The following is a 22,346-nucleotide window of genomic DNA, read 5'->3' as shown; positions in this document are numbered from 1 at the left end:
TATCGCTTTCCTACAACGTAATCGAGGGATGGGCGAAACGCGATTACGTAGAGCAGTTCTGGCCGAGGGCACCCTGCTCCGGCAGCTCCTCAGGCCGGCCGTCTGGCCAGTAGCGCCCATACCCCCGCGCTCGAAAGCAACGAGCCGCCCATCAGATGGAAGCCGCGCTGGGCACGCGGCGTGGACAGCAGGCGGCGGGCGGTGGCGGCAAAGAGCGCGTAGAGGGCCGCATTCAGTGTGGCCAGTGTGACGAAGGTGGCGGCCAGCACCCACAGCTGCGGCGTCACCGGTAGCTTCGGGTCGAGGAACTGTGGCAGGAAGGCCACGAAGAACACGATGCCCTTCGGATTGAGCGCCGTGACCAGGTAGGTATTGCCGAAGAGCTTCCAGCGCGACACGGACTCCGCCGGCGCCGGCACGACGCTCGTACTCGCCCCGGCACGCAGCAGCTTGATACCCAGGTAGAGCAGGTAGAGCCCGCCGACCCACTTGACCGCGGTGAACCAGAACGCCGAGGTGGCCAGCAGGGCACCGAGGCCCAGCAGCGACATCGCCAGGGCCGTTGAATCGCCCAGGGCGACGGCGGCGACCAGCGGTGCCTTGGCACGCCGCCCCGAGGCCAATGAATAGCTCATCACGGTGAGGATCGTCGGTCCCGGAATGGCCAGCATCACAGCGGAAGCGGCCACGAAGGCCAGCCAGAGCTCAAGGTTCATCTGTCTTGTCTCGTCATTGATGAGTGAACGACCATTTCAGCATGCCCAGCGCGAGCACAGGCCGGCAAGTAAAAAATTTCGGCCATAGGCCTTCAAGCATCCACAGATCCGCTTTTCTGGCTGGCCACACCTGCAAAAGCCCCTCGCAACCACTCGGCCACCCGCTCAAGGGCAGCATGGCCGGCGAAGCGGCTGTGTCGGATCAGGTGGTAACGAAGCCCTGGCAACCGCGGGCCGAAGGGCACCTGCAGAATACCGCGCTCGAGTTCCGCCTTCACCAGGGTCTGGCTCAGCAGCGCCACGCCTTGGCCGGCGATGGCGGCCTGGATCGCATGGCTCTCCTCGGAGAAGGTCAGGCTCGCTCCCAGGTCGGCAGCGGTGCCGCCCGCCGCTTGGCACCAGTGCTGCCACGAGGGCAACCCCAGCGACGGGCTGTACCAGTCGAAGTCGATATGCCGAACTCTCTTCAGATCCTCATACACGGCCAGCCCCAGCTGCGGGCTTGCCACCAGGGCGAAGGTGTCATTGGCCAGCACCTCTGCCTCATGCTCCGGGTAGGGCCCCATGCCGTAGCGAATCGCCAGCGAGGCACCGCGTGACAGATCCAGAGGCGCTTCGCTGGCGTGAATGCGCAAGTCGATATCGGGGTGCCTAGCATGGAAATCGGCCAGTCGCGGCAACAGCCACTGGCTGGCGAAGGCCGGCGTGCAGGAGAGCGTGACGCTGCCACCGTTGCCCTGCTCACGCAGCGCTTCCAACGCCTCTGCAAAGGAGTCGAAACCACGGCGCAGTACGGGAAACAGATGCTCCGCTTCTGCCGTCGGCACCACCTGGCGGATGCGCCGCTCGAATAGCGCCACGCCCAGCAACGCTTCCAACTCGCGCACCTGGTGGCTGATGGCCGCCGGTGTCACGGCCAGCTCCTCGGCGGCCTGCTTGAAGCTGCGGTGGCGTGCCGCCGCCTCGAAGGCGCGCAGTTGCGATAGTGGCAGCGTGCGTCGATTCACTGGCGTCTCCTCGTTGAGCACTCAGCCATGGCCAAGCCCATCATAGACAAGTTCAGCTATTCCATCCCACAAAAAATGGTCGTTTGTAAGCCCTGCATGATGGCTCGATGCTGTCTCTCACGCACCCAGCTAGTTGAATTCTACTTGTCAGGAGAGACTCATGACCACGTTACTTCACATCGATGCCAGCGCCCGTCCCGGCCGTTCCGGAATAGATCCACACGGCTCCCACTCACGTCGTCTCAGCGCTCGCTTCGTCGAGCAATGGCAAAAGGTCCGTCCCGGCGATCGCATTCTCTATCGCGACGTGGGCCAGCACCCGCCTCACCCCGTCAGCGGCGAGTGGATCCATGCCGCCTTCACCAAGCCGGAGGCGCGCGAGCCCTGGATGCACGACGTCCTGGCCGAGAGCGACGCGCTGGTCGACGAGCTGCTGGAGGCCGATGTGATCGTTGCCGGCGTGCCGATGTACAACTTCGGTGTCCCGGCAGGCTTCAAGGCCTATATCGATAACATCGTGCGGGTCGGACGCACCTTCGGCTTCGATCGCTCGCGCCAAGGGCTGCCCTACTGGCCGATGCTGACCGAGATGCACAAGCGGCTGGTGGTGCTGAGCGCCCGAGGCGACTACGGCTATGCACCAGGCGAGCGCATGGCCCATACCAACCACGTCGAGCCGCACATCTGCACCGTGTTCGGCTACTTGGGCATCGATGACGTGCACGGCATCGCGGTGGAGTACGACGAATTCGGCGACGAACGTCTGCAGGCCTCGCTGGCCCAGGCCGAGCAGGACATCGACGCGCTGGTCATGGCATGGGCGAAGAATCTCAAGGAGGACCTGGTCGACGCCTGATAGCAGACAGGCCACGCGCTGCGTGGCCTGTAACTCACACTGATGAACCAAGCACTGGACATGGTCCGCCGACGTTGAGCATATACAAGGGAGTACTATAAGTTCGGAGAGAATGATCGGAGGAATCGAACATGCTGGACGGCCTGACGCTTGATCAGATGCGCGTCTTCGTCACCGTCGCCGAGACCGGTAGCTTCCGCGCGGCAGCAATGCGGCTGTCGCGGGTGCAGTCGGCGATCAGCCATGCGATTGGCAATCTCGAAGCGCAGCTTGAAGTGGAGCTCTTCGACCGTTCCGGTCACAGGCCAAGACTCACCCCCTCCGGGGCGTCACTTCTGGCGGATGTCAGGGCGCTGCTGATCAAGGTCGACGCGGTGCGCGCGCGGGCGCGGGGGCTGGGCCAGGGCGTGGAACTGGAGATCACCGTGGCACTCGACCCACAGTTCCCGTTGCCGGTCCTGGGGCGCGCCCTCAACGCGCTTTGCGAAACCTATCCCACGGTCACCTTCCGTATTCTCTCGACGCCGCTTGGGGCATCGTTTGAAGCGTTGCTGGAAGGTGAATGCGATCTGGCGATCAGCGGAATTAACCTGATCAATCCGGCGATCGAGTTGGAAGCGCTGATGACAGTCAGGCGTGCCGCCGTTGTCGCGCGAGGCCATCCGCTCGCGCAGACGGTCGACGCACCACTCAGCACGACGACGCTCGCCGATCACATCCAGGTGGTTGGCGAAGATCCATCTGCGCTCACAGGCAAGCGCGACTATGGCGTGGTATCGCCGTCGCGCTGGCGGGTGGCAGACAACCTTACGAAGAAGACACTGATCCTGTCGGGAGTCGGCTGGGGCAGCCTCCCGCTCTGGATGATCGAACGCGAGCTGCACGGGGGCGATCTCGTTCGGCTTCCGGTCGCAGCCTTCGCCGAGGGTGGTGAATCAACGACGCAGACCTACCTTGCTCGCCGCATCGACCGGCCTCTCGGTCCGGCGGGCGCCGCCTTCCGCAAGGCACTGCTGGCCGAGCTGCCGGGCTGCTCGTTGGAGATCGACGCGATCGCTGCGACCCAGGATCGCCTGGTTGAGTGACTGCTACCGTCCAATCGGATAGATCATGATGATCCATCTTTTGTCAGTCCCGTGAATCACAAAGCTGTGGCATAAAACTCCTACGGAAGCACCACGCATCTGAGCGCACAGACTCCTTCATCCCGACATCGACCACACGCCCCCCGCCAGAGCTTCGTTCCGGCGGGAACGACATGCCATTGCCCAGCAGAAGAACCAACAAAGGAGAAAAGACCATGAATGACACGCCCATCCGCCTCGCGATCATCGTTGGCAGCAATCGTGAAGGCCGCCTCGCGCCGACGATCGGCAAGTGGTTCCTGGATCAGGTGAAGGACCGGCAGGAGTTCGAGGTCGACTATATCGACCTGGCCGACCTCAACCTGCCTGCGATCCTTCCCGCAGAGCTGGATAACGACCTCAAGGCATACACCGCCCGGCTCGACGCGGCCGATGCCTTCGTGATGATCGTGCCGGAATACAACCACAGCTATCCGGCTTCGCTGAAGCAGGCGATCGACCTCGGCTACGAAGAGTGGCGGGCCAAGCCGGTCGGTTTCGTAGCCTATGGCGGTTTCGCGGCCGGCGTGCGCGCGGTCGAGCACTTGCGGGGCGTCATGCCCGAGCTTCATGCCGTCACCCTACGCGACACAGTCAGCTTTCAGAACCCGTGGGACCAGTTCGATGAGGACGGCCAGCCACGCAATCCGACCGGCTGTGCCGCAGCGGCGAACACGATGCTGCATCAGCTCAAATGGTGGGCCAAGGCGCTGCGCACCGCACGCAACGCCGTGCCCTACACGGTCTCGGAATAGGCAAGGTGGGGAGAAAGTCAGAGCACGAACAGACGGAGCGCACGACAATGTCCGCAACGCAATACTCCCAATCGAACCCGCCGCAGGAGGCGGGATGGAGCACGGTCTTCATCATCGCTGGCGCAGGCGTGGCCTCCGCCTTTCAGGTTGGCAAGGCGCCAATGGCGCTTGCCGCCGTCCAGCTCGATCTTGGCCTGAGCCTCGTGGTCGTCTCGTGGCTCATATCGGCCTTCGCAATCGTCGGCGCCATCGGCGGGGCCCCTGTGGGGTTGGCGGCCGACCGGATCGACACCAAGCGCATGGTGGTGGGCGGGCTGGCGCTTCAGGCGCTCGGTGCAGGGCTCGGCGGCGTTTCAACCGGCGTCGAACTGCTGATGCTCTCTCGTGTCATCGAGGGGCTGGGCTTCATGGCGGTTTTCGTGGCCGGACCCACGATGATCTTCGCCATCGTCGCCAGGAGGATACGGGATCGCGCTATCGCGGTCTGGGCCACGGTCATGCCGGTAGGGATGACCGTGGTGATGCTCGCCGCGCCACTCCTGACCCTGCTCGAATGGCGCGGCTTCTGGCTGCTCAACTCGGCGATCCTGTTCGCCTATGCTGCCTTCTTCGTTTTCGCCATCCCGTCGCAGAAGGTGGCGACTGCTAACGTCCAGCGCATCGGCTCGCAACTGAAGCAAGCGCTCGTCGCACCTGGGCCATGGGCGCTCGCCACGATCTTCGCCGCCTTCTCGGCTGCCTTCTTCGTGGTGTTCGGCTTCCTGCCCTCACTGCTCACGGAGCGGTTCGAGCTCGGCCCGGAACCGGCCAGCACGGTCTCAGCCATCGCCATAGCAGCAAGCGGTGTTGGCAATCTCGCCGCAGGCTTCCTGCTCGCTTCGGGCCGCCAACCACTTCATGTGCTGGCGGCGGGCTTCCTCATGATGACGCTGTTCGGTTTCGGCGTGCTGGCTGCTGATCTTTCCTGGATCGCGATCGCCGTCTTTGCGGTGCTGTTCGCTTTCATGGCCGGCCTGATCCCGGTCGTCCTGATGGATAGCGTGCCCCGCTTCGCGCCGCGCCCCGAGCTTGTGGGAGCGACGCTGGGCCTCGCCATGCAGGGCAACAATATCGGGATGCTGGTCGGCCCGGCCGCCGGGGGCGCGCTGGCCGCAAGTCTCGGCTGGACAAGCGTGGCGGTCACCATGGCGCTCGTCTCGGTCGCCGCTGTCCTGCTGGCGCACTCAGCCTTCAAGAAGAGGACAACATCCGAGCGCCAACCAGCCGGGGAAGGTGTTCAGCCATGACCAAGCAAGCGCAGGCGGCGCAATTCACATGGGCCCGAATGGCTGGCGCTTTCGGCGATCGCCGACCTGGCCAAATTCAGATATTGGCACCGCCGTCGATGGTGAACTCGGCACCTGTCACCGAGCGTCCTTCCGGCCCCGCCAGCCAGGCCACCAGGCCGGCGACGTCACCGGCCTCGTTATAGCGGGGGATGGCCATCAAGCTACGCTGTGGATCGGAGAGTTCGCCATCGGCGGGGTTCATGTCGGTGTCGGTGGAACCTGGATGCACCACATTGACGTTGATACCGCGCGGCCCGAGGTCGCGTGCGAGCCCCTTGGTCAGTCCCACCAGGCCGGCCTTGCTCATGGCGTACAGGCTGATGCCGGGCCAGGGCACCCGAACGGCGAGGTTGCTGCCGATGGTGATGATACGCCCGCCCTCCGGCATATGGCCCACCACCGCCATGGCAGCCACCACCGGCGCACGCAGGTTGATCGCGATGGTGCGATCCAATTCTTCCAGTGTCACTTCCTCGATCGTTCCGGTCGGGAAGATCCCCGCATTGTTGATCAGGATATCCAGCCCGCCTAACTCGGCCACCGTGCGCTCGACGGCTGCCTCGAGCGCTGCGGCGTCACGATTGTCGGCACGAACCGCCGTTGCCTGGCCACCCGTCGACACGATCCCGTCAACCACCGACTGCGCCTGGGCCTCGCCGTTGACGTAGGTCATCACCACAGCCGCTCCTTCCTCCGCCAGGCGCCGCGCGATAGCGGCCCCTATTCCACGGCTGCCACCGGTCACCAACGCTACCTTTCCGCTGAGTCGCTGCATGTCTTGCTCCATTTATGTAGTGATCGATACATAAATAAGATGACTAGACATGCGAGTCACTGTCAAGATATTTTGTAGCTATCGATACAAAAAGGAGTGCGACATGCCCCCGCGCGGCAGACCCCGCGGCTTCGACAGGGAAGAGGCCCTGCGCCGTGCTATGGAAGTGTTCTGGAGCCAGGGTTACGACAATGCCTCGCTCAGCGACCTGACTCGTGCCATGGGCATCAACGCACCCAGCCTCTACGCCACCTTCGGCAGCAAGGAAGCACTGTTCAAGGAGGCGGTAGCGCTCTACGTGCGTACGGAAGGCAGCGGTATCTGGGAGCAGGTGGAAACGGCATCGACGGCACGCGCTGCCATCGAACATGTGCTGCATGCCACGGCCGAGGCCTTCACGCGCGGTGCGACGCCACGGGGCTGCATGATCGTGCTTGCCGCCCCGCAGATGCAGGGCGCCAATGTCCAGGTTTGTGATGCCTTGAAGGCACACCGCCAGGCGAACGGCTGCCTGCTGGAGCGCCGCCTGAAACGTGCCGTCGAGGAAGGCGAGTTGCCCGCCTCGACGAACTGCCGGGCAATCGCCAATTATTACGTCACGCTGCAGCACGGCATGTCGATTCAGGCCCGTGACGGTGCCTCGCGCGAAACGCTGCTGGCTATCGCCGACTGTGCGATGTCGGGCTGGGATGCGCTCACCAACGTTTCACACGAAGCTTAACGCCTGGCGCGGCCTGGCTAGTTCCTGACGGCATTCGCATGGCGCTCCCAGGGCGGCGCCGGCTCCCACTGTTCGACGAGAAAGTCGATGAAGGCGCGCACCCTGGGGGGCACCAGGCGCCGCTGCGGCATGATCGCGTGAATGCCCGTCTCGGGCGGCGCATGGTCCGGCAGAATCCGCAGCAGCCGGCGCGCCACCAGGCTGGAATCGGCCAGCGAACCGATGCGAATGGCCAGGTCGAACCCGGAGCTCACGATGTCCCGGCGTTGATCGAACAGATCGAGATCAAGTCGCAGTTTGGGATGGCGACTCAGGAAATCGGGCAACAACGGCGATACATAGAGGCGGCCAAAGGTGGGAGGCAAGGTCAGGCGCAGGGTGCCGGCGACCTCGCGCGTCGACCGGTGCAGCCCACCCATCAGCGCCTCGAGGTCCTCCACCGCTTCCCGGCCTTGTTCAGCCAGGCTCCTGCCCTCCGCCGTCGGTCGTAGTCGCCGTGTGGTGCGCTGCAGGAGTCGCACGCCGAGCTCCCGCTCGAGTCGCTTCAAGCGCTGGCTGGCGACGGCCGCGGAGAGATCCAGGCTGCGTGCCGCTTCGCTGATCGACCCTTGGTCGAGAATGCGCAGGAATAGGGAGAGATCGTCGATTCGACTCATTTTAAAGTCTTTGTTGAAAGTCTTTGTCCTTTTAGCCGGCTTATCTTGAAAGCACAACGTTCTATGCTCCGCCTACATTCCAACTGACAGGAGCTGAACCACCCTCAACTGGTTACTCCGACGACCCACCGTATCCAGCGTGTTGATCGGCGCACGCAACGAGACACAGCTGCGAGACAACCTGGGGGCCACCGGATGGCAACTCGGGGAGGAGCAGACAAGGCGGCTCGATGAAGCCAGCCGCGTGACACCGCCCTATCCCTACTACCCTTACTGGAACGGCCAGTTCGCCGAGCGCAATCCCCCTCCCGTATGAGCACCGATCGGCCCTGGTCAGCGAGGCTGGAGGGAGCGGCGGCGGTGATACGACTGCAGGCCGGGGCCGAGGCCCTTGCGATCCGTTGGAAGACAAGGAGGAGGTATCGTCATGTCAGCGCTATCGATAACCCGCAAGTGGCGGCGACTGGATGAGCCGGGCCTGGAGGTCCTGCACGTCCAGCCGGATGACGAAGGCTTCCTGGTTCTCTCCACGGTCGTGCACGCGGGTGCCGAGGCATTTGGCTTGTCCTATCTCTGGCAACTCGACCGCGACTGGCGCACTCACCGCCTGGAGCTGCACCTCGCAAGCCCGACGGTCGAGACCCTGCAGGTCGAACGCAGCGAGGAGGGCTGGCAGGTGAACGGTCGCCTACGCCCCGATCTCGCGGATTGCGAGGAAATAGACCTGTCGGCGACGCCATTCTGCAACACGCTGGCAATGCGCCGGCTTCAAGGGTCGGGCGAGCTGACCACGCTGTATGTGGACCTGCCCTCCCTTCAGTTGCTGCCCTCCCGCCAACGCTATACGGCCCTCGGCAGAGACCGCTGGCGATACACCGACCTGGGCATCGCCAAAGGCTTCGAGGCCGACCTGGAGGTCGACGACAATCATCTCGTCGTTGCCTACGAGGGCCTGTTCGAGACTCTGGATGAGAACCAGGCCTAGCAGAGCGAGCAGGGCTCGCCTTTCTCGATTGATTGATCCTGAACTTCTCCGCCAATGGCCCCGACATGGCGCAGGCTGACGATGGAAACCACCGCTAGCACCAGGATAGCGATGCCGCCCACGGTGGCGGTCACATTCAGCCCCGCGGTGAAGGCCTGCTGGGCTTCCAGCAATACGCCCGAAGGAAGGCTCTCGCCGGCCGAAACGGTGGCCCACAGGCTTTCCTCCACGATGCCCGCCACCCCGGCGGCTTTACCATCGGCCATCGTCGCGCTGAACTGTGCGCGATAGACGAAGGTGGCCAGGCTACCCAGCAGCGCCACCCCCAGCGCAACACCCAGCTCCTGCACCATCTCCGACATGGCCGAGGCCGAACCGGCCTTCTCTGCCGGCGCGGCACCCACGACCAGGTCGGTGCCCAGGGCAGCGATAGTCCCTAGGCCGAGATAGACCAGCGAGAACCCGGCTATCGCCAGGCCTACGCCACTGGAATTAACGTCGACGGTTGCCAGCAGCCAATAGCCCAGCGTCGAGAGCGTTAGCGCGGCGCCCACCACATAGCCAGGACGAATACGTCGGGCAATCAGCGGCGCCACGATGCCTGCCAGCACCATCATCAGCGCCGGTGGCCCCATCCACAGCCCTGCCGCCAACGGCGTGAGCCCCGCCACCAGTTGCAGATACTGGGTCACCAGCAGCATGACGCCGGAAACGCCCACTAGGCCAACCAGCAATACGATCAGTGCTGCACTGAACGTGCGGCTGCCGAACAGACGCATATCGAGCAATGGATCGGCCAAGCGCTTTTGACGACGCACGAAGGCAAGCGCCAGCATCCCCCCCAGCACAAGCGCCAGTACCGGAACAGGCTCGAGCCCCGACTTGGCGACCTCCTTCACGCCATAGACCGCCGGCAGCACGGCCGCCAGCGAGAGCAATACGCTTGCGAGATCCAACGGGCCACTGCGATGCGCGCGATACTCCGGCAGCAGTATCGGCGCCGCAATCAGCAGCACCACCACCACAGGCAAAGCTATAAGGAAAGCCGAGCCCCACCAGAAGCGTTCCAGCAGCACACCGCCCACGACCGGCCCCAGCGCCATGCCCAGAGCAAACATGGTGGCCCATATGCCGATGGCCAGGGCGCGCTGGCGCACATCGCCGAACATGTTGCTGATCAGCGCCAGGGTCGACGGCATCAGCGTCGCACCGGCCACACCGAGCACCGCGCGGGCGGCAATCAGCATGGCGACGCTGGTGGAGAAGGCCGCGATCACCGAAGTGACGCCAAAGGCTACGGCGCCGATCATCAACAGCCGGCGACGGCCGATGCGGTCGCCCAAGGTTCCCATGGTGATCAAAAAGCCGGCGATCATGAAACCGTAGGCATCCATGATCCACAGCGCCTCGGTGCTGCTCGGCTGCAGATCCGCTGCCAGGGCGGGCAGTGCCAGATAGAGAATGGTGACGTCGAGGCCTAGAAGTGCCGTGGGCAGTGCCAATACCGCCAGGCCGGCCCACTCCTTGATACCCGCCCGCTGTCGGGTGGGCCGAGAGCCTGACGCTTCATTGAGGGAAACCATGCCATGCCTCCTTTCCATAGGGTTGGCATGATAGTCTTTGCCAATCTTTATGGGGTTACAATATAGCCAGTTATCCTATTACCAGCGGTACTACCTGGAACGAAGCCATGGCCGGACGCAGCCTCGACAGAACCCGCAGTGAACTCACCGACTTCCTGGTCCATCATCGCAACAAGCTGACGCCGGCCGACGTCGGCCTGCCCAGCACCGGCCGTCGGCGCACCCCAGGGCTTCGCCGTGAGGAAGTGGCCACCCTCGCTGGCGTGGGGTTGACCTGGTACACCTGGTTCGAGCAGGGACGCGACATCAACGTCTCGGAGAGCTTTGTGCTCAGCGTTTCCAAGGCCCTCAAGCTCGACGATGCCGAATGCTGCCACCTGTTCCTGCTCGCCCATCGCCGCCCGCCGCCGGTGGAGGCCTACCAGTGGCAGGAAATTCCACCCCTGGTGCAGACGCTGATGGATGACATGCCCAGGCCCGCCTACGTGATGAATCTGCGCTGGGACGTCATCGCCTGGAATACGGTGGCCGATAGCCTGTTCGACTTCAGCGACAGGGAGCCCGGCGAGCGCAACATGGTGCGCCTGCTGTTCGCCGACCCGGCGCTGCGTCGACGCCTTCCCGACTGGCATCAGGATGCCCCCCGCCTGCTGGCCCAGTTCCGCTGCGATCTGGCGGCCGCGCCCGAGGACCCGGCCATGCAGGAGCTGATCGATGCGCTCGCCAAGCTATCGCCGGATTTTCGCCGCTGGTGGGAACAACCCAACCACGAGGCCTATCGCTACGGCATCGGCTCGATTCTCGACACCGAATCCAGCCCGAGGGAGTACGAACACGCCACGCTGCTGGTGGACGAGCACCGGCATCTCAGGATGGTGGTTTATGTAGACACCACGTGATCGGGCAGCGGATAAGCCCGAACCGACACACCTGCCTGCTTTAGTCGTTGCATGACGTCTTCCGACCTCAAGAGAGTCTCGGGGTGATAGAGCCCTGGTTTAACCGGCTCGCCTCCGCTCAGCCCCAGCAGTCGTTCGATGGCCAGGGCCAGGCCTATGCCGCTCATGCCTTGATGGAAGTCATCATCCTCGATTACCCAGCGGGTGCGTTTTGGCTCGCCATTCTGACTTAAGCCAGCGATATCAATGATCAACCGGTGGGAAGGCGAGGAATCCGCATCATTGCGCATGAAAGCGTCGATACGGATCGAGACAGCCTCAGTCGCCACCGCCAGACTAACCACATCGAGCAGGGGATAGGCCTGCCCCTGCCGTACCACGCCGTCGATATCTGTGAATGTACGCTGTGCCGCCTCTCCCTTGGCCCAGACCCAATGGCCGTCCTGCAGCATCAGCGGATGAGGCGCAATTTCAGCGACACGTGCCATATCGGCCTGGGCCGTCGGCCCGCCGATATCCGCCGGGGAGAAGACGGCAGCCATCTCGATGGTATCCACTCGCTGAAAGTTGCGAGTGGCATGCAGTGTCGCCAGCACTGATATACCCCCCAAGAAATGGCCGAGCAAAAGGACTGGCGCCGCGTTGGGCCTGGCTACCCCCAGCGCCACCTCCGGTCCGATATCGAAGGCGTAGTCGGAAATCGCCACGTACGGCACGCCATGCGTCTGGGCGAAATGCATTGCGCTCAGCGAATCGTCCTTAAGCAACACGGTCACGGCGCTAAATGAGGCATCTTCGTCCAAGCCCAGATCGACCCGACCCAAGTCGATGACAATGGCTGAGGCATGTCCGATCTCGGTGGCCAGCCGGCGCGCCTTTGCAATATCTCGTCCTGCGATGACGATCGGTAGCTCAGGGTGCATGTCACGCAGCCAACGAGCGGCCCGTGAGCCGACACGGCCTGCCCCGCCTATCAGAAGCACGGGAGCAAGAGAGGAGGCATTCATGAGCTAACCTCCGGCTCGAGATCGTGGAAGCGAGCGCCAATCTCCTGCATACGCTGCACAAAGTAATCCGGGGCGAGCAGGCTATCGGGTAGGTAAAGTCCCGGCACCACTGGCGCTTGGCCACCGAGGCCCAGCAACCGTTCCACGCCGAGCGCCACGCCCAGTGCTGTCAGCGGTGCCTGACCTTCCGGATGCACAATCGCCTGTCGAATAGAGCGTCGATTCCCACTCAGGTCTTGACCAGTAATATCGAGAAGAATCTCAGTCGAGAACGGCTCACCGCGGCGTCGACTGGAGGTTTCACCAAGCGTAAAGTCGAAGCGAATCGTTTTTGCATCGGTGGCGCCGGATAAGCTGAGCAGGTCCAAATTACCGAAAGCCGTACCCTCCGCAGTCGTGCCGTCCAGCATGGTGAAAGTGCGATGCGTCTGCTTGCCATGGGCCCATACCCACTTGCCTTCCTCTCGCATCAGTGCGCTCGTTACCGCACCAGTTTGGCGCAGATAATCGGCATAGGCTGCAGGCCCTCCCATATCCTGCTCATCGAGTACCGCAGCAATCCGAATCGAATCGATTGAAGCGAACTCACGAGCCAGGTGAAGGGCGGGAAGCGTCGCACTGCCAGCCAGCCAGTTGCTCATCATGAGTATGGCGGAACGCGTAGACGCATTGATGTGCAATGCAACCTCCGGCGCTATCTCGAAGGCCGCGGTCGAAATCCCCAGATGCGGAATTCCTGCCTGCTGTGCATAGCGCAAGGAACTCAGCGTGTCGTCTTTCAGGAACATGACCACAGCACTGAAGCGCTGGCTCTCCGTCAGCCCCAGGCCCGCTGTACCAAGCTCGACGCTTATCGCCTCGGCCCTCCCCAGCTCCCGGGCCACAGCTGCCGCTTTCTCCATATCGCGCCCACCAATGGCAAGCGGCAAATTCGGATACAGACGCCGCAGTGTTCTGGCTGCTTGACTCCCTACCACGCCGGAACCTCCAACGAGCAGTACCGGGTCATCATTCCGCTGAGACATGATATTCTCCTCCAATAAACCTACAAGTAGTAACTTACCTTTTGTAAGTTACTGCTTGTAGGTTATCCTCGTCAAGCACCCGTGCGCTGCACGGGTTGCACGAATCCTTGAGAAGGAATAGAAGGCAGATCATGACCAGACAGAAAAGACGACTGACAAAGGCCGAGCGGCGCGAGCAACTTTTGGAGACCGCTCTCAACATCGTGCAGAGGGAGGGCACCGATGCCCTCACCCTGGGCTACCTGGCCGAGAGAGCCGGAGTCAGCAAACCCATCGCCTACGAGCACTTCGGCTCCCGAGCCGGCCTGCTCATCGTGCTGTATCGCCAGCTAGATCAAGCGAAGGCAGACGCCTTTGTCACTGCGCTAAAGAAGGCGCCGCGCCATCTGGCGGATATTGCCCAGGTCGTGGGTCAAGCTTATATGGAGTGCTATACGGACGTCGGGCCGGAATGGCATGCCCTATCGGCCGCTCTGAAGGGCACGGAAGAGATGGATGCGGTGCAGCAGGAGCTACTCGATCACTACGTAAAGCTTTACCAGGAGGCACTGCGGCCTTATTGCGATTTCGACGAAGAATCACTTCGCCTACGCTGCGTCGGGATCATCGGTGCAGGTGAAGCGATATCGAAAGAGATGATGCGTGGCCACACCGACATGACAACCGGGGCCAACTGCCTGGCCTCGCTCATCGTACGCTGGTTGAAATAAACCCAGTGGCGACACCGACACGAAGCTCACCGAACCGCAGTTGGCCTGCCCGGTAAACCTTACAGCGCCGCAGGTTACAACATTCCAGTACCCGCAAGACATTAGCGTGCCAATCGAGTCATTCAAGCCTCCTCCGGGTAGACAACAAACGCCAGCTTATTGCCATCGCAATCGCGAACATAGGCCGCATAGAACCCTTCGGCGTATTGCGGCCGATAGCCTGGAGCGCCTTCGTCACTCCCTCCATTGTCGATGGCTATGTTGTATAACTTGTCGACCTGTTCAGGGGCCGCGAACTGGAACGCTGTCATGGTGCCATTGCCCACACTCGCTTCCTGACCATCGAAGGGGTAGCCGACAAAGAACCTCGGAAAGTCGAGGTCGGTTTCTTTCCCATAGGAAATGCATGAATCATCTTTCCAGCAGACATCCCAGCCCATTTCAACGAAAAGAGGGTCATAGAATGTCTGCGCATTCTCTAAATTTCTCGTTCCCACCATCGTGTAAGCAATCATGCTGTTATACCTCATTATCCGAAGCCATCATGTCTCCGAGCGACAGCGTAGCGCAGCCTGTTTCCTGCGCCACTGCCCCAGCGCCCAGCCCAAGGCCGGCAGAACGAGCATTGCCGAAGCCCAGGCGCAGGCGGCAAAGCCGAAGTGCGCATAGATCGGGCGATAGAGCAGTGCGCCGGCGAACACGCACAGGTAGGTGATAGCGCTGTATAGCCCCATGATGGCCCCACGTTGCACCGGGTCGAGTTCGGCAAGCTGTCGCATGAGCAGGTTCAGGCCCAGGTGATTGCCCACACCCCAGCCCAAGCAGAGCGCCAGCAATACCAGCGGAAGCATCGCGGCACCCATCAGTCCCAGGTAGACGAGCATCAGGCCGGCAAAGGTCACACAGGCGGCGGCGCTCGCACCATGCCGGTCGACCAACCGGCCCAGCGGTGCTGCGGCGCCGAAGCCCAGTCCGTAAATGGCAATGGCCAGCCCCGCGAAGGACGCAGGCAACTGCAGAGCCTCGCCTAGATGCGGGCCGAGATAGGTGTACAGGCCGTAGAACGCCGTCATATAGGCAGCGACATTCAGCAGCACCGAACGAATACCAGGAATTCGCAAGGCAGTGAGGAAGGAGCTCGGCGTCGCACCGCCCGCTCTCGTTCCCCAGTCGTGGCAGCGCGATATTCCCAATGCCAATACCACGGCAGCCAGCGCCAGTACCGTGAAGACGGCACGCCAGTGCAGCAGGTCGGCCAGCAACGCCGCAAGACCGACCCCGACCATCAGGCTCAGCGTCCACCCCGTCAGCACGAAGCTCAGCGTCTGGCTCTCACGCCCTTTCGCCGCCACTTGGGCGGTGAGGGTATAGATCGCCGGCAGCGCCACGCCCGCCGCCAAGCCGGCCAGCGCCTGGGCGGCAAGCAGAGTCCAGAGTGCTGGAGAGAGCGCAGCGAGGCCCAGCGCCACGGATAGCACCAGCAGCGCCCGCACCAGCGCGCGCTCGGCACCGATACGATCGGCCACCGAAGCCAGCAGCAGTGCACTGCCCGCCGTGGCCAAGCCATAAAGCGCCGTAGCCGTCATCACATCGGCGGCGCTGCGGCCCGAGAATGCCTCCGCCACCGCAGCGGCAATGGGGCTCAGCGCCAGCGAATTGGCGCCAATTACGGCAATGGCTGCAGTTAACAGAACCAGATGACGACTAATCACGACTCGCTCCAGATGGAATTCGACATTACCATTGAAGAAAGGAATTCCATTCGGAGCAATCGCGATAATGCCGAATCCTAAAAAAACAGAAACCGTTCGGAACAAAGGCCAGGCGGCACGCCCGCTGGACGCCTTCGACCGAACAATATTAGGCGAACTGGCCCAGGATGCCGGGCTCAGCTACGCCGAACTGGGTGACCGCGCCGGGCTCTCGGCGCCGGCCGTGCACGAACGGGTCAAACGGCTGCGGGCCACAGGACGCATACGCGGCACGGTGGCAATGCTGGATGGCCCTTCCACAGGGAAACCTTTCCTCGCCTTCGTGCACGTCGACTCCACTGGATGGGGCAAGACCAAGGAACTGCTCGCACTCTCGGAGCTGCCCGAAGTCGAGGAGATCCACTCCGTGGCCGGCGATGCCTGCATGCTGCTCAAGGTGCGCTGCGCCAGCAGCCGTGCACTGGAAGGCCTCCTCGCCCGGCTCTATGCCCTGCCGAGCGTCAAAGCCACGCGCAGTTACGTGGTGCTGTCGACCTTCCTCGAGCGTACCCCGCAAGCGGGAATCACTGAAGCGCTAGAGGGGGATTTTCCCGAACCGTCCTCACCGGCTTCTCGCTGACCTTCGCGCTCAATCAGCACGCGCTTTCTCTCCACTCCCCAGCGGTAGCCTGAAAGCGCCCCGTCGCTACGCACGACCCGGTGGCAGGGAATGGCCAGCGCAATGGTGTTGGAGGCACAGGCCCTGGCCACGGCGCGCACCGACTTGGGAGAGCCGATCCGCTCCGCCAACTCCGCATAGCTGATCGTGGTGCCTACGGGAATCTCGGTCAGCGCATGCCAGACCCGCTGCTGGAAGGCAGTACCGCGAATGTCCAGCGGCAGCGATAGCCCGAGGCCAGGCGTCTCGACGAAGCCCACCACCTGGGCCACCCATACGTCGAAATCCTTACCCCCCGGGATCAGGTTGGCGTTGGCGAAACGGTCCTGGAACTCCTGCAACAGCTGCTCCGGATCGCTCCCCAGGGAAATGGCGCAAATACCCTTTTCGCTGGCGGCCACAAGAATCGTGCCCAACGAACACTCTCCCAGGGCGAATTGAATCTCCATGCCTTTCCCTCCCGAGCGGTAACGCTTGGGCGTCATGCCGAGCATGCGATTGGAGCCGGCATAGAAGCGCCCGCTGGAATTGAAGCCCGCCTCGTAGATCGCCTCGGTGACGGTATCTTGTTGCGCCAGCGCCTGGCGTACACGACCCGCCCGGCAGGCGACCGCATACGCTTTGGGCGTCAGCCCCGTGGCCGACTTGAAGACACGATGAAAGTGGAAGCGGCTCAGCCCCGCAGCTTGTGCCAATTCGTCGAGCGAGGGGAGTTCGTCAGATGTCTCGATAAGACGGCACGCCCTGGCGACGCTCTGGGCGTGTCGCTGGGCCAACGTTTGCTCCTTGGGGCGGCAGCGCTGGCACGGCCGGTAGCCGGCCCGCTCGGCCGTGGCCGCATCGGCATGGAACTCGGCGTTCTCGCGACGCGGACGGCGCGATGGGCAGGTGGGACGGCAATAGACCCCGGTGGTACGCACCGCATAGACGAAGGCGTCGTCCGCCGCGGCATCGCGAGCCAATACCGCGGCCCATTTCGCCTCATCGGAAGCGAAGGTGGCAAACGAATGGGTGGATGTCTCGTGCATGGCGGGCCTCCGCTGTGGGTTCGGCGTTCTCCGTGAGTTCAGGATGATCCCTGAGCCCGCCTGGCACACTCCGTCCCTTGCTTTCAAAGTGAACCCGTCTCTTCACAGCATTTCGCGACACTCGCAGCATAGCATCATCGAACCGCCAGATTTTTGACGGCAAGAAGCGGAGTGAGGACGCACCCGAGCACCGGCAGGGTAGGCATGGGAACCCAAACCACCCCATACCTCCCATGGAGACTACCGCCATGAACAGACTTGCCGGAAAGATCGCCATCGTCACCGGGGCCAGCTCAGGGATCGGCCATGCCACCGCTCGGCTATTCGCCAGCGAAGGCGCCAACGTGATAGTGAATGCACGCCGCCGGGACGAACTCGATGCTCTGGTCGAAGCCATCGCGCGCGACGGCGGCACCGCCGTTGCCGTCACCGGAGACGTAGGCGACGAGCGCGTGGCCCAGCGCCTGGTCGCTACCGCCCTGGAACGCTTCGGAGGGCTCGATATCGCCTTCAACAATGCCGGCATCGTCGGGCCGATGGGACCATTGCAGGATACGTCGCCGAGTGACTGGCACGACATCATTCATACCAACCTGACCGCCGCCTATCTGGGCGCCAAGTACCAGATCCCGGCGCTGCTACAGCGCGGCGGCGGCAGCCTGCTATTCACCTCGAGCTTCGTCGGCCATACCGCCGGTTTGCCCGGCATGGCGGCCTACGGCGCCAGCAAGGCCGCCATCCTGGGCATGATGAAGTGCCTGGCTGCCGAGCTGGGGCCCAACGGCATTCGGGTCAATGCCCTGCTGCCCGGAGGCACCGATACGCCCGCCAGCATCACCAATGCCCCCGACGCGGGCCCGGAAGTCCTGACGTTCGTCGAGAACCTGCACGCGCTCAAGCGCATGGCCACGCCGGAGGAGATCGCCCGAGCGGCGCTCTACCTGGCTTCCGACGATGCCAGCTTTGTCACCGGCACGGCGATGCTGGCCGATGGTGGCGTCTCGATCAACCGAACCTGACCGGCAAGGACGACGCTGGCCGGGTTTCCGTTTCGCCACGGTTAGCGTCACTTGTCAAAAACGGCTTTGGGGTAATAACCGTAGTAGCGCAAGAAGGCGACACTGAAATTCCCTGGGTGGGCATAACCGACCCGATATGCCGCCTGCGCAACCTGGCAGCCACTCTCTAAAAAGGTGTGTGCCTCGCACATGCGTGCCTCATGCAACAGACGTCGTGGTGTCGTGCCAAAACGGTGCCGGAACCCCTGTTTGAGAGCGCACTCGTTCAGGCCAACCGCGGCACTCAAGTCGGCCAGCGCCGGGGGACAGTCGAGCCGTTCCAGCAACAGGGACCTTGCCCGCTCGAGCCTCTCGATCCTTGCGTGACTCAGCCGATTATTTTCCCGCGAATCGAGCAGAAGAACTCTTAGCGCATGCGCCAGGGCACTGAGTGCGTGGACTTGCATATCCAAGCGGGAACAGTCCTGCTGCATCTGACAAGCCAGCGCTCGCACATGGGCGTGGCAAACGCCTGTCGTGGCCGCAAAGGCCAAACGATTGACGCTGTCGTTTCCCAACCACTTCGCTACCTGCTCGCCGTTGGCGTATTGGCGCAAACGACGCTCATCGAGCAAGATCCGCAGCTGTAGAATCGACTGGCCGGCCGGCAGACATCGCTCCCCTCGGCTGGCCGTGAACCCAGCAATCGTGGTGTAACCGGCACGGAAGGTTAACCTCGCCCCATCGTTCTGCCGAAACTGCGATTCCCCTTGAAGACCAAAGGTCAGGGCCAGCATTGGCCTGCCATACGGGTCGCAGCTCTTTTCGATCCGCTCGAACGCCGAATGATGACGGAGCAGATTGACTGCCAGTCCGTCATCCAGCTCGCAATGGGTCTGAGTAAGCGGCAAACACCCTAGCGACCGACTTCCGTGCGTTGAGCAGTGATTGACCCCAACCGCCATACGAATGACTCCTGCGGGCATAGAAAAGAGGACGATAATCGTTCCCATAAACATCTAGCATGGTAGCCCTACACGAGTCATTCGACGAGGGTCAGCCATGAATCAAATACACATTAATCAACTTCACATCACCCTGATTGAATCGGGCCAGGGGCAGCCAGTCGTAATGGTTCACGGCTCCTGGGATACCCATGCCGCCTGGGATCAAGTGACCCCGGAACTCTCTCGCGAGCTCCGCGTGATCCGCTATGATCGCCGTGGCCATGGCGAAAGCGAGTGCCCACCAGGACAAGGAAGTTATGGCGAGGACGTCGACGATCTATGCCAACTGATCCAAGCCGTAGCTGGCGACGCCAAGGTCCACCTGATCGGCCACTCCTATGGCGCCACTATTGCCTTGTTGGCCGCCGGGGAGTGCCCGCAGCGGATCCGATCGGTGCTGGTACATGAGCCACCGGCGTTCGGCCTACTAAAGCAAGAACCCGAAGGCAAGACACTGCTACCAGTCCTTCAGCAACGTATGAACCGAGCCATTACGCTACTCGAGGAGGGACGGCACGAAGAGGGAGCGCGCTACTTCTCCGAGCACATCGGCTTTGGTCCAGGATTCTGGGAAGAAGTGCTGACTACCGAGATGCGCACCAGCTTCGTTGCTCACGCCTCGACTTGGCTGGACCAAGCCCGGGATCCGACTCGCCTCGATATCGTGCCGGAGCGATTCGAACGCTTGCATGTGCCGATCTGCCTGAGCACCGGTTCGCAGGGGCTACCCTGGTATGCCCCCACCATGGAACGCCTCGTCCGACTCATTCCCGATGCCAGACTAGTCACCATCCCGGGCGCCGGGCACGCCCCGCATTTAACCCATCCCGGCCAGTGGGTACGACTCGCGCGATCGTTCTTCAGGAAGCAAGAAGGGTGAAGCCCCCCCTGCTACTCTTCAGGCACTGACTAGCGCCCCGGTAAACACTTACTTACCGGATAACGCCTACTCATTCATTATTGGCCGGAATCAGCCTGACCTATTGGCAGGAGGCAGCATGGAGTTTCTCGTCAACCTGGACGTGGACGATCTCGAGCGTGGTATCGACTTCTATGTACAGGCTTTCGGCCTCGAAGTCGGGCGCCGCTTCGGCGAGGACGGCGTCGAGCTGATCGGCGGGCCGGCGCCCATCTATCTGTTGGCCAAGGCCTCCGGATCGCCGGCTTACGCAGCGGGTGGGGTCACACCCGGCGATCAGCGCCACTACACGCGCCACTGGACACCGGTCCACCTGGACGTGGTGGTGGAGGATATCGATATGGCGCTGGAGCGGGCCATCGCGGCCGGAGCCACACAGGAGCAACCTACCGTCACCGACAGCTGGGGCAAGCTCGTACTGATGGCCGACCCGTTCGGCCACGGCTTCTGCTTCGTGCAGTTCCTGAATCGGGGTTACGATGAGATCGCTACCTGAAGCACACAACGACAACACGGGATTCCCATGATCGCCGTTATCTTCGAAGTCATTCCCAAGTCCGGCCGCCGCGAGCAGTACCTCGATATCGCCGCCAGCCTGCGACCATTGCTCGACGAGATCGATGGCTTCGTCTCCATCGAACGCTTCGAGAGCCTGACTCAGCCGGGCAAGGTACTCTCGCTCTCCTTCTGGCGCGATGAGCAGGCCGTGGCCCAGTGGCGTCAGCTCGAACGCCACCGCACGGCCCAGGCCCAGGGCCGCGACACCGTGTTCGACGACTACCGCCTGCGCGTCGCCACGGTGATGCGTGACTACGGCATGCATGAGCGAGAACAGGCGCCTGCCGATAGCCGCGAGCGCCACGACACCGCGTGAACGCAGCGGCCGACAGGCGCCTTGCCTCAACATGAAAGCTACCTCGAAACCTGGCGTTAGCGGCCTTCCAGTTCGTCCTGTCGCTGCCTGACCGCCTCGACCGCGAAGGACATGAAGGCGCGAATACGGGCGCTGTGACGTAGGTCCGGATGGACCAGCAGCCACAGGTCGGTCGCCACCTCCGGGCCGATCGCCAGCACGCACTCCAGCTCGCTCTCCTGGCGAGCCATGTAATGCGGCACCACGGCAAGCCCCGCGCCTGCCCGGGCGGCCCCCAGCGCCGCGACGACGCTGTTCGTACGTAGCGCGAAGGCCTCCGGCGGCACCCTCTCATCCAGCCATCGGCTGCTGGCAAGATGGCGGATCAACTCGTTGCCGCCGACAAAGCGGTGTCCCTCCGGACGCGCCGGATCCTCGAGCGCCGGACGTTCCTGTAAGTAGTCGCGCGCGCCGTACACCCCCCAACGAATGGTGCCCAGCCGGCGGCCGACCAGGTTCTCCGACGGTGCCTGCGTCGGGCGAATGGCGACATCCGCCTCGCGCCGGGCCAGGTCGAGAAAGGCACTGACGATCAGCAGCTCCAGCTCGATGCCCGGGTAGCGCTCGACGAAGCCCTGGAATACGGGCGCGAGAAACGCATTGGCCAGGGTATCGGTGGTGGTGACGACGACCCGCCCGGACAGCCTCACGTCGCGCCCCCCGAGCCCGCGCTCGATGGCCTGCGCCTCCTCCTCCACTCGCTCCGCGTGCTGGCGCAGCATCTCACCCGCCGCAGTGGGCACATAGCCCTGCGGCAAGCGGTCGAACAGGCGCACCTCCAGGCCGGCCTCCAGCGCCTTGAGCCGTCGGAACACCGTCGAGTGGTTGACGCCAAGCGCTCTCGCCGCCCCCGCCAGGGTGCCGGCACGGGCAATCGCCAGGAAAAGGCGAAGATTGTCCCAATCGAAATTCATGCTTTGCAACCTTGCAATGAGCCTATGCGATTTTTGGCGATTCCATTGCT

The 22,346-nt window shown here is 63.0% G+C and carries 25 protein-coding genes and 1 pseudogene; 14 read left to right on the top strand and 12 right to left on the bottom strand.

Translation table 11 applies throughout. The features are described 5' to 3' along the window. Nucleotides 1-89 precede the first annotated feature (89 nt). A complete protein-coding gene (locus DU505_RS08065; RefSeq protein WP_114478479.1) occupies nt 90-716 on the bottom strand; it encodes a LysE family translocator in 627 nt (208 codons plus the stop codon). A gap of 92 nt (nt 717-808) precedes the next feature. Then, nucleotides 809-1,723: a LysR substrate-binding domain-containing protein gene (locus tag DU505_RS08060; RefSeq protein ID WP_114478478.1), complete on the bottom strand. Its 915-nt coding sequence runs from the start codon at nt 1,721-1,723 to the stop codon at nt 809-811. A 160-nt stretch (nt 1,724-1,883) separates the two neighbouring features. On the opposite strand from DU505_RS08060, the gene DU505_RS08055 reads away from it, so the two are divergent. From DU505_RS08055 to DU505_RS08040, 4 genes are all read left to right on the top strand, one after another. Then, entirely contained in the window at nt 1,884-2,579 is a 696-nt protein-coding gene (locus DU505_RS08055) for an FMN-dependent NADH-azoreductase (RefSeq protein ID WP_114478477.1), read from the top strand. A 131-nt stretch (nt 2,580-2,710) separates the two neighbouring features. Beyond that, nucleotides 2,711-3,664, top strand: coding sequence for a LysR family transcriptional regulator (locus tag DU505_RS08050; protein ID WP_114478476.1), 954 nt, complete (start codon nt 2,711-2,713; stop codon nt 3,662-3,664). Nucleotides 3,665-3,879: 215 nt separating this feature from the next. After that, nucleotides 3,880-4,458, top strand: coding sequence for an NADPH-dependent FMN reductase (locus DU505_RS08045; RefSeq protein WP_114478475.1), 579 nt, complete (start codon nt 3,880-3,882; stop codon nt 4,456-4,458). A gap of 47 nt (nt 4,459-4,505) precedes the next feature. Then, the gene (locus tag DU505_RS08040) at nt 4,506-5,744 is read left to right on the top strand and encodes an MFS transporter (RefSeq protein ID WP_114478474.1); all 1,239 of its coding nucleotides are present in this window, start codon (nt 4,506-4,508) and stop codon (nt 5,742-5,744) included. Between the two features lie 76 nt (nt 5,745-5,820). On the opposite strand, the gene DU505_RS08035 is transcribed toward DU505_RS08040, so the two are convergent. Then, complete coding sequence (locus tag DU505_RS08035) at nt 5,821-6,561, bottom strand: SDR family NAD(P)-dependent oxidoreductase (protein ID WP_114478473.1); 741 nt, start codon at nt 6,559-6,561, stop codon at nt 5,821-5,823. Between the two features lie 103 nt (nt 6,562-6,664). On the opposite strand from DU505_RS08035, the gene DU505_RS08030 reads away from it, so the two are divergent. Beyond that, nucleotides 6,665-7,282 (top strand): TetR/AcrR family transcriptional regulator, encoded by a 618-nt coding sequence (locus tag DU505_RS08030; RefSeq protein ID WP_114478472.1) that lies wholly within the window; start codon nt 6,665-6,667, stop codon nt 7,280-7,282. 17 nt (nt 7,283-7,299) lie between these two features. Here the strand turns inward: DU505_RS08030 and DU505_RS08025 are convergent, their stop codons facing one another. Further along, nucleotides 7,300-7,938: a LysR family transcriptional regulator gene (locus DU505_RS08025; RefSeq protein ID WP_114478471.1), complete on the bottom strand. Its 639-nt coding sequence runs from the start codon at nt 7,936-7,938 to the stop codon at nt 7,300-7,302. Nucleotides 7,939-8,050: 112 nt separating this feature from the next. Between DU505_RS08025 and DU505_RS08020 the strand changes: the two are divergent. Both DU505_RS08020 and DU505_RS08015 read left to right on the top strand, forming a co-directional pair. Beyond that, nucleotides 8,051-8,254 (top strand): annotated as a pseudogene (locus DU505_RS08020) (aldo/keto reductase); the annotation flags it as partial. A 111-nt stretch (nt 8,255-8,365) separates the two neighbouring features. Beyond that, nucleotides 8,366-8,923: a putative glycolipid-binding domain-containing protein gene (locus tag DU505_RS08015; protein WP_114478470.1), complete on the top strand. Its 558-nt coding sequence runs from the start codon at nt 8,366-8,368 to the stop codon at nt 8,921-8,923. Here DU505_RS08015 and DU505_RS08010 read toward each other — a convergent pair. After that, nucleotides 8,920-10,506 carry an MFS transporter gene (locus DU505_RS08010; RefSeq protein WP_114478469.1) on the bottom strand — a complete coding sequence of 529 codons (1,587 nt, stop codon included), beginning with the start codon at nt 10,504-10,506 and terminating at the stop codon, nt 8,920-8,922. The genes DU505_RS08015 and DU505_RS08010 overlap by 4 nt on opposite strands. Nucleotides 10,507-10,613: 107 nt before the next feature. On the opposite strand from DU505_RS08010, the gene DU505_RS08005 reads away from it, so the two are divergent. Then, complete coding sequence (locus DU505_RS08005; RefSeq protein ID WP_114478468.1) at nt 10,614-11,405, top strand: helix-turn-helix transcriptional regulator; 792 nt, start codon at nt 10,614-10,616, stop codon at nt 11,403-11,405. On the opposite strand, the gene DU505_RS08000 is transcribed toward DU505_RS08005, so the two are convergent. Both DU505_RS08000 and DU505_RS07995 read right to left on the bottom strand, forming a co-directional pair. Next, nucleotides 11,387-12,412 (bottom strand): NAD(P)-dependent oxidoreductase, encoded by a 1,026-nt coding sequence (locus tag DU505_RS08000; protein ID WP_114478467.1) that lies wholly within the window; start codon nt 12,410-12,412, stop codon nt 11,387-11,389. The genes DU505_RS08005 and DU505_RS08000 overlap by 19 nt on opposite strands. Further along, nucleotides 12,409-13,437: an NAD(P)-dependent oxidoreductase gene (locus DU505_RS07995; RefSeq protein WP_114478466.1), complete on the bottom strand. Its 1,029-nt coding sequence runs from the start codon at nt 13,435-13,437 to the stop codon at nt 12,409-12,411. The genes DU505_RS08000 and DU505_RS07995 overlap by 4 nt, the downstream gene beginning before the upstream one ends. A 131-nt stretch (nt 13,438-13,568) precedes the next feature. Between DU505_RS07995 and DU505_RS07990 the strand changes: the two genes are divergently transcribed. Next, entirely contained in the window at nt 13,569-14,147 is a 579-nt protein-coding gene (locus tag DU505_RS07990) for a TetR/AcrR family transcriptional regulator (RefSeq protein WP_114478465.1), read from the top strand. Between the two features lie 122 nt (nt 14,148-14,269). On the opposite strand, the gene DU505_RS07985 is transcribed toward DU505_RS07990, so the two are convergent. Next, the gene (locus DU505_RS07985; RefSeq protein WP_114478464.1) at nt 14,270-14,662 is read right to left on the bottom strand and encodes a VOC family protein; all 393 of its coding nucleotides are present in this window, start codon (nt 14,660-14,662) and stop codon (nt 14,270-14,272) included. A gap of 27 nt (nt 14,663-14,689) precedes the next feature. Next, nucleotides 14,690-15,859, bottom strand: a complete 1,170-nt coding sequence (locus tag DU505_RS07980; protein ID WP_245947821.1) for an MFS transporter — start codon at nt 15,857-15,859, stop codon at nt 14,690-14,692. Between the two features lie 67 nt (nt 15,860-15,926). On the opposite strand from DU505_RS07980, the gene DU505_RS07975 reads away from it, so the two are divergent. Further along, nucleotides 15,927-16,478 carry an Lrp/AsnC family transcriptional regulator gene (locus DU505_RS07975; protein WP_114478463.1) on the top strand — a complete coding sequence of 184 codons (552 nt, stop codon included), beginning with the start codon at nt 15,927-15,929 and terminating at the stop codon, nt 16,476-16,478. Here the strand turns inward: DU505_RS07975 and ada are convergent. Beyond that, nucleotides 16,376-17,545: a bifunctional DNA-binding transcriptional regulator/O6-methylguanine-DNA methyltransferase Ada gene (gene ada, locus DU505_RS07970; RefSeq protein ID WP_114478462.1), complete on the bottom strand. Its 1,170-nt coding sequence runs from the start codon at nt 17,543-17,545 to the stop codon at nt 16,376-16,378. The two genes, DU505_RS07975 and ada, sit on opposite strands and share 103 nt — an antisense overlap. 248 nt (nt 17,546-17,793) lie before the next feature. On the opposite strand from ada, the gene DU505_RS07965 reads away from it, so the two are divergent. Next, nucleotides 17,794-18,564, top strand: a complete 771-nt coding sequence (locus tag DU505_RS07965) for an SDR family oxidoreductase (RefSeq protein ID WP_114478461.1) — start codon at nt 17,794-17,796, stop codon at nt 18,562-18,564. A gap of 47 nt (nt 18,565-18,611) precedes the next feature. Here DU505_RS07965 and DU505_RS07960 read toward each other — a convergent pair whose 3' ends face one another. After that, nucleotides 18,612-19,508: a helix-turn-helix transcriptional regulator gene (locus DU505_RS07960; protein WP_181872762.1), complete on the bottom strand. Its 897-nt coding sequence runs from the start codon at nt 19,506-19,508 to the stop codon at nt 18,612-18,614. A gap of 97 nt (nt 19,509-19,605) precedes the next feature. Between DU505_RS07960 and DU505_RS07955 the strand changes: the two genes are divergently transcribed. The 3 genes from DU505_RS07955 (at nt 19,606) to DU505_RS07945 (ending at nt 21,343) form a co-directional block, all read left to right on the top strand. Further along, nucleotides 19,606-20,430 (top strand): alpha/beta fold hydrolase, encoded by an 825-nt coding sequence (locus DU505_RS07955; protein ID WP_114478459.1) that lies wholly within the window; start codon nt 19,606-19,608, stop codon nt 20,428-20,430. A gap of 118 nt (nt 20,431-20,548) precedes the next feature. Further along, a complete protein-coding gene (locus DU505_RS07950) occupies nt 20,549-20,965 on the top strand; it encodes a VOC family protein (RefSeq protein WP_114478458.1) in 417 nt (138 codons plus the stop codon). A gap of 27 nt (nt 20,966-20,992) precedes the next feature. Then, nucleotides 20,993-21,343 carry an antibiotic biosynthesis monooxygenase family protein gene (locus DU505_RS07945; RefSeq protein ID WP_114478457.1) on the top strand — a complete coding sequence of 117 codons (351 nt, stop codon included), beginning with the start codon at nt 20,993-20,995 and terminating at the stop codon, nt 21,341-21,343. A gap of 56 nt (nt 21,344-21,399) precedes the next feature. On the opposite strand, the gene DU505_RS07940 is transcribed toward DU505_RS07945, so the two are convergent. Beyond that, a complete protein-coding gene (locus DU505_RS07940) occupies nt 21,400-22,296 on the bottom strand; it encodes a LysR family transcriptional regulator (RefSeq protein ID WP_114478456.1) in 897 nt (298 codons plus the stop codon). Nucleotides 22,297-22,346 lie beyond the last annotated feature (50 nt).

Origin of the sequence: Billgrantia montanilacus, from assembly GCF_003336675.1 — a bacterium.
Lineage (GTDB): Bacteria > Pseudomonadota > Gammaproteobacteria > Pseudomonadales > Halomonadaceae > Halomonas > Halomonas montanilacus.
This window is presented reverse-complemented; position numbering and strand designations above follow the sequence as displayed.